This is a genomic window from Klebsiella sp. NPDC088457 (assembly GCF_044900465.1).
Classification (GTDB): Bacteria; Pseudomonadota; Gammaproteobacteria; order Enterobacterales; family Enterobacteriaceae; genus Klebsiella.
In genome coordinates, this window is sequence record NZ_JBJDNH010000076.1 from 740 (window position 1) to 10,974 (window position 10,235).

General features: G+C 53.7%; 8 protein-coding genes and 2 pseudogenes. All 10 read left to right on the forward strand.

Annotation, left to right across the window (positions count from 1 at the left end):
* Nucleotides 1–530: pseudogene (gene frr, locus ACI2JR_RS26910) on the forward strand (ribosome recycling factor); the annotation flags it as partial.
* Between the two features lie 241 nt (nucleotides 531–771).
* Entirely contained in the window at nucleotides 772–1,974 is a 1,203-nt protein-coding gene (gene ispC / locus ACI2JR_RS26915) for a 1-deoxy-D-xylulose-5-phosphate reductoisomerase (RefSeq protein ID WP_462479942.1), read from the forward strand.
* A gap of 249 nt (nucleotides 1,975–2,223) precedes the next feature.
* Nucleotides 2,224–2,982, forward strand: coding sequence for a (2E,6E)-farnesyl-diphosphate-specific ditrans,polycis-undecaprenyl-diphosphate synthase (ispU, locus tag ACI2JR_RS26920; RefSeq protein WP_132730080.1), 759 nt, complete (start codon nucleotides 2,224–2,226; stop codon nucleotides 2,980–2,982).
* Between the two features lie 12 nt (nucleotides 2,983–2,994).
* The gene (gene cdsA, locus ACI2JR_RS26925) at nucleotides 2,995–3,852 is read left to right on the forward strand and encodes a phosphatidate cytidylyltransferase (protein ID WP_462479943.1); all 858 of its coding nucleotides are present in this window, start codon (nucleotides 2,995–2,997) and stop codon (nucleotides 3,850–3,852) included.
* An 11-nt stretch (nucleotides 3,853–3,863) separates the two neighbouring features.
* Entirely contained in the window at nucleotides 3,864–5,216 is a 1,353-nt protein-coding gene (rseP, locus tag ACI2JR_RS26930) for a sigma E protease regulator RseP (RefSeq protein WP_462479944.1), read from the forward strand.
* Between the two features lie 31 nt (nucleotides 5,217–5,247).
* Nucleotides 5,248–7,677, forward strand: coding sequence for an outer membrane protein assembly factor BamA (gene bamA, locus ACI2JR_RS26935; protein ID WP_132729840.1), 2,430 nt, complete (start codon nucleotides 5,248–5,250; stop codon nucleotides 7,675–7,677).
* Nucleotides 7,678–7,799: 122 nt separating this feature from the next.
* Nucleotides 7,800–8,285 carry a molecular chaperone Skp gene (gene skp / locus ACI2JR_RS26940; protein WP_132729839.1) on the forward strand — a complete coding sequence of 162 codons (486 nt, stop codon included), beginning with the start codon at nucleotides 7,800–7,802 and terminating at the stop codon, nucleotides 8,283–8,285.
* 3 nt (nucleotides 8,286–8,288) lie between these two features.
* The gene (gene lpxD / locus ACI2JR_RS26945; protein WP_132729838.1) at nucleotides 8,289–9,314 is read left to right on the forward strand and encodes a UDP-3-O-(3-hydroxymyristoyl)glucosamine N-acyltransferase; all 1,026 of its coding nucleotides are present in this window, start codon (nucleotides 8,289–8,291) and stop codon (nucleotides 9,312–9,314) included.
* A 171-nt stretch (nucleotides 9,315–9,485) separates the two neighbouring features.
* Nucleotides 9,486–9,941, forward strand: coding sequence for a 3-hydroxyacyl-ACP dehydratase FabZ (fabZ, locus tag ACI2JR_RS26950; RefSeq protein WP_004145858.1), 456 nt, complete (start codon nucleotides 9,486–9,488; stop codon nucleotides 9,939–9,941).
* A gap of 3 nt (nucleotides 9,942–9,944) precedes the next feature.
* Nucleotides 9,945–10,235, forward strand: a pseudogene (locus ACI2JR_RS26955) (acyl-[acyl-carrier-protein]--UDP-N-acetylglucosamine O-acyltransferase); the annotation flags it as partial.

Sequence of the window (10,235 nt, forward strand, 5' to 3'; positions counted from 1 at the left end):
CAGACCGCATCGAATAATTGGAGCATGCGATCAAAACGCTCTTCAGCACTGTTACCACGGGTCGTGCTTCTCCCAGCCTGCTGGATGGCATTGTCGTGGAATACTACGGCACGCCGACGCCGCTGCGTCAGCTGGCAAGCGTAACGGTAGAAGACTCCCGTACTCTGAAAATCAACGTGTTCGATCGCTCCATGAGCCCGGCGGTTGAGAAAGCGATCATGGCTTCTGACCTCGGTCTGAACCCAAGCTCTGCGGGTACCGACATCCGCGTTCCGCTGCCTCCGCTGACCGAAGAGCGTCGTAAAGATCTGACCAAGATCGTGCGTGCCGAAGCCGAGCAGGCGCGCGTGTCAGTACGTAACGTTCGTCGTGATGCCAACGACAAAGTGAAAGCGCTGCTGAAAGACAAAGAGATCAGCGAAGATGACGATCGCCGTTCTCAGGACGACGTGCAGAAAATGACTGACGCCGCCATTAAGAAAGTTGATGCGGCGCTGGCAGATAAAGAAGCTGAACTGATGCAGTTCTGATTCTCTGTTGATACGTTCGCCTCCCGTTGCTAGTGAAGGGCAGGGCGGGCGTAAAGTCTGAAACGCCGTACAGAAGACCGAACGCTCAATTGCTGGGATTGTGTTAAAACGGTCGGCCCTGTAGCCTCTGGCACGCTTGCCGAAGGTGATAGAGCGCCGACCTGCTCCCGGGTGATTGTGGTGCAAGGGCTTGCTGGCGGCGTTTTTCTTTTTATCCTGTCTCAATTCTTCTGGACATCTCATGAAGCAATTAACCGTTCTCGGTTCGACCGGTTCAATTGGCTGCAGCACGCTGGATGTGGTGCGCCATAACCCCGATCGCTTTTCCGTCGCCGCGCTGGTCGCGGGGAAAAATGTCGACCGTATGGTTGAACAATGTCTGGAATTCTCTCCCCGCTATGCGGTTATGGACGATGTGCAAAGCGCAGATGGGTTGCGTATCCGGTTACGCGAACACGGTAGCCGCACCGAAGTACTAAGCGGCCAGCAGGCTGCCGCCGATGTCGCGGCGCTGGACGATGTCGATCAGGTGATGGCGGCCATCGTCGGCGCCGCCGGGCTGGTGCCGACGCTGGCCGCCATTCGCGCCGGCAAAACGGTGCTGCTGGCGAACAAAGAGTCGCTGGTGACCTGCGGGCGCCTGTTTATGGATGCCGTGCAGCAGTCCGGCGCGCGCCTGCTGCCCGTCGACAGCGAACATAACGCCATTTTTCAGAGTTTGCCGGTAAATATTCAACATCATCTCGGATACGCTGACCTGACGCAGAACGGCGTTTCGTCGATTCTGCTGACCGGTTCCGGTGGTCCCTTCCGGGAAACGGCACTGGCGGAACTGGCGGCAATGACGCCGGATCAGGCCTGCCGTCACCCCAACTGGTCAATGGGACGCAAAATCTCTGTCGATTCCGCCACGATGATGAATAAGGGGCTGGAATATATCGAAGCCCGCTGGCTGTTCAACGCCTCGGCCCAACAGATGGAAGTGTTGATCCATCCGCAGTCCGTTATTCATTCTATGGTGCGCTACCTTGATGGCAGCGTCATTGCGCAGCTTGGCGCACCGGATATGCGCACGCCGATCGCCCATACGATGGGGTGGCCAGACCGTCTGCACTCCGGAGTGGAAGCGTTAGATTTCTGCCAACTGAGTCAGCTGAGCTTCTCTGCGCCGGATTACGCACGTTATCCGTGTCTGAAGCTGGCGATGGATGCCTTTGATCGGGGACAGGCGGCGACAACGGCGCTGAATGCGGCCAATGAAATTTCAGTCGCCGCCTTTCTGGCTGAGGAAATTCGCTTTACCGACATTGCGGCGGTTAACCTCGCGGTGCTGGAACAGCTGGCAGTGGATGAACCGCAAAGCATTGATGAAGTGCTGATTATCGACGTGCACGCCAGGGCTGCCGCACTGAAGCAGATAAAACATCTGACAACGCGCGGCTGAACCTCGCGACACGCTGTGATATTTGTGGGCGCTGGGCTTCAGTGATATAGTCTGCGCCACCCAATCGTTGCATTTTGTTGTCAAAGATTGCGGTGGCCGTGGCGAAACACGGCTTTTTTGCGTAAAGCTTTTGGTTGTTCTCTGCGATTAGCCGTAGCTTCGGCACGGGATAAAAATGCGTATACAGCGCTGACCGGTTGCTCGCGTTTAGTGGCTTGGCTAATCCTTATTATGGACTTAAAACGCGTTATGTTGTCTGCTAATCAAACTGTCAGCGAAGTGTCGCCTGCGCATGGCTGTCGCCATGTCGCCATCATTATGGATGGCAACGGTCGTTGGGCGAAACAGCAAGGAAAAATTCGCGCATTCGGCCATAAAGCCGGGGCGAAATCAGTTCGTCGCGCAGTTTCCTTCGCGGCGAACAATGGTATTGAAGCGCTGACGCTCTACGCATTCAGCAGTGAAAACTGGAACCGTCCGGCGCAGGAAGTCAGCGCCCTGATGGAGCTGTTTGTCTGGGCGCTGGATAGCGAAGTGAAAAGTCTGCATCGGCATAACGTCCGCCTGCGGATCATCGGCGAGACCACGCGTTTTAATGCCCGTCTGCAGGAACGGATCCGCAAAGCGGAAGCGTTAACTGAGAACAACACTGGCTTGACGCTGAATATTGCAGCGAACTACGGTGGGCGCTGGGATATTATTCAAGGTGTCCGCAATCTGGCCGAACAGGTACAGAACGGGTTACTTCAGCCCGCACAGATCACGGAAGACATGCTGAGTCAGCAGGTCTGCATGCATGAACTGGCACCTGTAGATTTAGTTATTAGGACCGGGGGAGAGCATCGCATCAGTAATTTTTTGATTTGGCAAATTGCCTATGCCGAACTTTACTTTACCGATGTTCTTTGGCCCGATTTTGCTGAACAGGACTTTGAAGGTGCACTCCATGCCTTTGTTAATCGAGAGCGTCGTTTTGGCGGCACTGAGCCGGGTGGCAATCATGCCTGATGGGGGTCGCTTTTGCTGAAGTATCGCCTGATATCGGCTTTCGTTTTAATCCCCGTGGTCATTGCGGCGCTTTTTTTGTTGCCGCCTGCGGGTTTTGCTATCGTCACCCTAGTCGTTTGCATGCTCGCTGCGTGGGAGTGGGGGCAATTAAGCGGTTTCACTTCAACCACACAACGCGTCTGGCTGGCCGTGCTTTGCGGTCTGCTGCTGGCGTTGATGCTGTTCCTGATGCCTGAATATCATTATGACGCCCATCAGCCGCTGGTTGAGGGTTCGCTATGGGCCTCGTTTGGTTGGTGGATTGCGGCGCTGCTGCTGGTGCTGTCTTACCCGGCCTCCGCCGCTTTCTGGCGGAACTCGAAAACGCTGCGTCTGATTTTTGGCATTTTGACCATCGTCCCGTTCTTCTGGGGCATGCTGTCGCTGCGCGCCTGGCATTATGCGGATAACCATTACAGCGGCGCCGTGTGGCTACTGTACGTGATGATTCTGGTCTGGGGCGCGGATTCCGGCGCCTATATGTTCGGCAAGCTGTTTGGCAAGCATAAGCTGGCGCCGAAAGTTTCTCCGGGTAAAACCTGGCAGGGTTTCTTCGGGGGCCTGCTGACGGCTGCGGTTATCTCCTGGGCCTACGGTCTGTGGGCGGATCTGGACGTCACCCCGACGGTCTTGCTGATTTGTTCCGTCGTCGCTGCTCTGGCGTCGGTGCTTGGCGATCTGACTGAGAGTATGTTTAAGCGAGAGGCCGGCATTAAGGATAGCGGTCATCTGATTCCCGGACACGGTGGAATACTGGATCGTATCGATAGCCTGACGGCGGCGGTACCGGTATTCGCGTGTCTGCTATTGTTGGTCTTCAGGACGATTTGACGGAAGGTTTTATGCTAAGCGTTCTCTGGAATTTGGCTGCCTTTATCATTGCGCTGGGCGTATTGATCACCGTGCATGAATTTGGCCATTTCTGGGTGGCTCGTCGCTGTGGCGTTCGCGTTGAACGCTTTTCCATCGGCTTTGGCAAAGCGTTATGGCGACGTTTTGACAAACAGGGAACGGAATTCGTCATCGCCCTGATTCCACTCGGCGGTTACGTCAAAATGCTCGACGAGCGCGTCGAGCCGGTGGCGCCAGAGATGCGTCACTACGCTTTCAATAACAAAACCGTCGGTCAACGCGCGGCTATCATCGCTGCCGGACCGATCGCCAACTTCATTTTTGCCATCTTTGCCTACTGGCTGGTGTTCATCATCGGTGTCCCTGGCGTGCGTCCGGTCGTTGGCGAAATAGTGCCCGATTCGATTGCCGCGCACGCACAAATTGCAAAAGGAACGGAACTTAAAGCGATAGATGGCATCGAAACGCCTGATTGGGATGCTGTGCGCATGGCGCTGGTCTCGAAGATCGGCGACGAGCAAACAATAGTTACGGTCGCCCCTTTCGGGACAGCTCAGCGTCAGGATAAAATCCTCGATCTGCGGCACTGGGCGTTCGAGCCGGATAAACAAGATCCGGTGACATCGTTGGGCATTCAGCCCCGCAGCGCGCAGATTGATACGGTACTGGCAGAAGTACAATCAAACTCGGCGGCGCAGAAGGCCGGTTTGCAAGCGGGCGACAGGATCGTTAAAGTCGATGGTCAACCGTTAACGCAGTGGATGACGTTTGTGAATCTGGTGCGTGATAATCCGGGTAGGGCGTTGGTATTGGACATCGAGCGACAGGGTAGCCCTTTGTCTGTTACGCTGACGCCAGATTCGAAACCCGGAAAAGGCAAAGCTGAAGGGTTTGCAGGGGTTGTGCCTAAGGTCATCCCGCTGCCTGATGAGTATAAGACAGTGCGTCAGTACGGGCCGTTTGCCGCCATTGCTGAAGCCACGGATAAGACCTGGCAACTGATGTCGTTAACGGTCAGGATGCTGGGTAAATTGATAACCGGTGATGTCAAACTGAACAACCTCAGCGGGCCGATTTCTATCGCCCAGGGGGCTGGAATGTCAGCGGAGTTTGGGTTGATTTACTATCTGATGTTCCTTGCGCTGATTAGCGTGAACCTCGGAATAATCAATCTGTTCCCGCTTCCCGTCCTGGACGGGGGGCACCTGCTGTTTTTGGCGATTGAAAAGCTGAAGGGCGGGCCGGTATCCGAGCGAGTTCAAGACTTTAGTTATCGCATTGGCTCAATACTGCTGGTGTTGTTAATGGGGCTTGCACTTTTCAATGATTTCTCTCGGTTGTAAGAGAGTTTGTTAGGAAGAACGCATAATAACGATGGCGATGAAAAAGTTGCTCATAGCGTCGCTGCTGTTTAGCAGCGCAACCGTATACGGTGCTGAAGGGTTCGTGGTGAAGGACATTCATTTCGAAGGCTTGCAGCGTGTCGCTGTTGGTGCGGCCCTCCTCAGTATGCCAGTGCGTCCTGGCGATACGGTGACCGATGATGATATCAGTAACACCATTCGCGCTCTGTTTGCCACTGGCAACTTTGAGGACGTTCGCGTCCTGCGCGATGGTGATACCCTGCTGGTGCAGGTGAAAGAGCGCCCAACGATTGCCAGCATCACTTTCTCCGGTAACAAGTCGGTGAAGGATGACATGCTCAAGCAAAACCTTGAGGCATCCGGCGTTCGTGTGGGTGAGTCTCTTGACCGCACGACGCTCGCTGATATTGAGAAAGGGCTGGAAGATTTCTACTACAGCGTCGGTAAGTACAGCGCCAGCGTAAAAGCTGTCGTCACTCCGCTGCCGCGTAACCGCGTCGACCTGAAACTGGTATTCCAGGAAGGCGTCTCGGCGAAAATCCAGCAGATCAATATCGTCGGTAACCATGCATTCAGCACCGATGAACTGATTTCAACATTCCAGCTGCGCGACGAAGTGCCGTGGTGGAACGTAGTCGGCGATCGGAAATATCAGAAACAGAAGCTCGCCGGGGATCTCGAAACCCTGCGCAGTTACTATCTGGATCGCGGTTACGCACGTTTCAACATCGACTCCACCCAGGTGAGCCTGACGCCGGATAAAAAAGGCATCTACATCACCGTAAACATCACCGAAGGCGATCAGTACAAGCTGTCCGGTGTGCAGGTGACGGGCGATCTGGCAGGGCATTCGGCAGAAATCGAAGCCTTGACCAAAGTGGAGCCGGGCGAGCTGTATAACGGCGCCAAAGTGACCAAAATGGAGAATGATATTAAGAAACTCCTCGGTCGCTACGGTTACGCCTACCCGCGCGTCCAGTCGCAGCCGGAAATCAACGATACCGACAAGACCGTCAAGCTGCACGTCAACGTAGACGCGGGCAACCGTTACTACGTGCGTAAAATCCGCTTTGAAGGCAACGACACCTCGAAAGATGCCGTTCTGCGTCGCGAAATGCGTCAGATGGAAGGGGCATGGCTGGGTAGCGACCTGGTCGATCAGGGTAAGGATCGTCTGAATCGTCTCGGCTATTTCGAAACGGTTGATACCGATACGCAGCGCGTACCGGGCAGTCCGGATCAGGTGGACGTGGTCTATAAGGTCAAAGAACGTAACACCGGCAGCTTCAACTTCGGTATCGGTTACGGTACCGAAAGCGGTGTGAGCTTCCAGGCCGGCGTTCAGCAGGACAACTGGCTGGGTACCGGCTATTCCGTTGGAATTAACGGCACCAAAAACGATTACCAGACCTATACTGAACTGTCGGTAACCAACCCGTACTTCACCGTGGATGGCGTCAGTCTCGGTGGTCGTATCTTCTATAACGACTTCGATGCGAACGATGCGGATCTGTCTGACTATACCAACAAAAGCTATGGTACAGACGTAACGCTGGGCTTCCCGGTAAACGAATACAATACGCTGCGCGCGGGCTTAGGGTACGTCCATAACTCCCTGTCCAATATGCAGCCGCAGGTGTCGATGTGGCGTTATCTGAACTCAATGGGTCAATATCCGGATAACACCGATGATAGAAACTCATTTAGCGCCGACGACTTCACCTTCAACTACGGTTGGACCTATAACAGGCTCGACCGTGGCTTCTTCCCAACGGAAGGTTCGCGCGTCAACCTGAATGGTAAAGTGACCATTCCTGGCTCTGATAACGAATACTACAAAGCCACGCTCGATACGGCCACCTACGTACCGATCGATAACGATCACAAGTGGGTGGTTCTGGGACGTACCCGCTTTGGTTATGGTGACGGCCTCGGCGGTAAAGAGATGCCGTTCTATGAGAACTTCTACGCCGGTGGTTCAAGCACCGTGCGCGGGTTCCAGTCGAACACCATTGGTCCGAAAGCGGTTTATTTCCCGGCCAGCAGTCGTCACGATGATGATGACAGCTATGACAGTAACTGTAAGAGCACCGAATCTGCGCCGTGTAAATCGGATGATGCAGTGGGTGGTAACGCCATGGCCGTTGCCAGCCTGGAGATGATTACGCCGACGCCGTTTATCAGCGATAAGTATGCGAACTCGGTCCGTACTTCCTTCTTCTGGGATATGGGTACCGTGTGGGATACACACTGGGATTCGAGCGCTTACGCGGGTTATCCGGATTACGGTGATCCGAGCAACATCCGTATGTCTGCCGGTATTGCGGTACAGTGGATGTCGCCGTTGGGGCCGTTGGTATTCTCCTACGCCCAACCGTTTAAAAAGTACGAGGGAGACAAAGCCGAGCAGTTCCAGTTTAACATTGGTAAAACCTGGTAATTGCGGGCAACAACGGAATGTAAGTGCAGTATAGCGCTGACTTTAGGCGATAACCGCGGTTATCGCCTGGCCACGCAAATAACGGTACCCCTGGGTACTCATGGGATGGTAAGGAGTTAATTGTGAAAAAGTGGTTATTAGCTGCAGGTCTGGGTTTAGCAATGGTAACTTCCGCACAAGCGGCAGATAAAATTGCAATGGTTAACATGAACAGCCTGTTCCAACAGGTTGCCCAGAAAACTGGCGTTTCTAATACGCTGGAAAACGAGTTTAAAGGCCGCGCTAGCGAGCTGCAGCGTATGGAAGGCGATCTGCAGTCCAAAATGCAGCGTCTGCAGTCCATGAAACCAGGTGCCGATCGTACCAAGCTGGAAAAAGACGTTATGGCTCAGCGCCAGACCTTCTCTCAGAAGGCTCAGTCTTTTGAGCAGGATCGCGCCCGTCGTTCTAACGAAGAACGTGGCAAACTGGTTACCCGTATCCAGACTGCTGTGAAAAGCGTAGCGAGCAACCAGAGCATCGATCTGGTTGTTGATTCTAATGCCGTTGCATACAACAGCAGCGATGTGAAAGACATCACCGCTGATGTGCTGAAACAGGTTAAATAAGTAATGCCTTCAATTCGACTGGCTGATCTTGCGCAGCAGTTGGATGCAGAATTACACGGTGATGGCGATATCGTCATCACCGGCGTTGCGTCCATGCAGAGTGCAAAAGCAGGCCATATTACGTTCATGGTCAACCCTAAGTACCGTGAGCACCTGGCCGCTTGCCAGGCTTCTGCCGTTGTCATGACGCAGGATGATTTACCTTTTGCCCAAGGCGCCGCGCTGGTAGTGCGTAATCCCTACCTGACCTACGCGCGCATGGCTCAAATTCTTGATACCACGCCGCAGCCGGCGCAGAATATCGCGCCCAGCGCGGTTATTGATGCCACGGCGAAGCTGGGTAAAAACGTAGCGATTGGCCCGAATGCCGTTATCGAATCCGACGTTGTGCTGGGTGATAACGTGGTTATCGGCGCCGGGTGCTTCGTTGGGAAAAAGACGAAAATTGGTGCTGGCTCCCGTTTGTGGGCCAACGTGACCGTTTACCACGAGATTGAGATCGGTGAGAATTGCCTGATTCAATCCAGCACCGTCATTGGTGCCGATGGTTTCGGTTATGCCAACGATCGTGGCAACTGGGTGAAGATCCCGCAACTGGGTCGCGTCATTATTGGCGATCGCGTGGAGATCGGCGCCTGTACTACTATCGATCGTGGCGCACTGGATGATACCGTCATCGGCAATGGCGTCATCATTGATAACCAGTGCCAGATTGCGCATAACGTTGTGATTGGTGACAATACTGCCGTTGCTGGAGGAGTGATCATGGCAGGCAGCCTGAAAATTGGCCGTTACTGCATGATCGGTGGCGCCAGCGTGATCAACGGCCATATGGAAATCTGCGACAAAGTTACCGTTACCGGGATGGGTATGGTGATGCGTCCTATCACCGAGCCTGGGGTCTATTCTTCAGGTATCCCGCTGCAACCGAATAAGGTATGGCGTAAAACCGCAGCGTTGGTGATGAATATTGATGATCTCAGCAAGCGCCTCAAATCGATTGAGCGTAAGGTTAATCAGCAAGAGTAGCGCCTCTGGTGACACACAAAATCATTCACGGCGGCATTGAGGCGGCAGTCACTGCTGGCAAAGACGTCGCGTGAAAGATACGGTGTAAAAATTTTCGGCCTGTTGCATTCATAAGATTGCCGCAGGCCGTGTTATTATTGCCTTTTAGTATATTTAGACAGGAAGAGTATTTTGACTACTGACACTCATACTCTGCACATTGAAGAGATTCTGGAACTTCTGCCTCACCGTTACCCGTTCCTGCTGGTAGATCGCGTGCTGGATTTTGAAGAAGGTCGTTTTCTGCGCGCAGTAAAAAATGTTTCTGTTAACGAACCGTTTTTCCAGGGGCATTTCCCTGGTAAACCGATTTTACCAGGCGTATTGATTCTGGAAGCAATGGCGCAGGCCACCGGCATCCTGGCATTCAAAAGCGTCGGTAAGCTCGAACCGGGTGAACTCTATTACTTCGCCGGGATTGATGAAGCGCGTTTCAAACGTCCGGTAGTGCCAGGCGATCAGATGATTATGGAAGTCACTTTCGAGAAAACCCGCCGCGGTCTGACGCGCTTTAAAGGCGTCGCACTGGTTGACGGTAAAGTGGTTTGCGAAGCAACGATGATGTGTGCGCGTAGCCGGGAGGCCTGATACGTGATTGATAAAACCGCCTTTATTCATCCAACTGCCATTGTGGAAGAGGGCGCCGTTATCGGTGCTAACGCTCACATTGGCCCGTTTTGTATTGTTGGTGCTAACGTCGAAATAGGCGAAGGTACCGTACTGAAATCTCATGTTGTTGTTAACGGCCACACCAAAATTGGTCGCGATAATGAGATCTATCAGTTCGCTTCTATCGGTGAAGTTAACCAGGATCTGAAATATGCTGGCGAACCGACCCGTGTGGAAATTGGCGATCGCAACCGCATCCGCGAAAGCGTCACC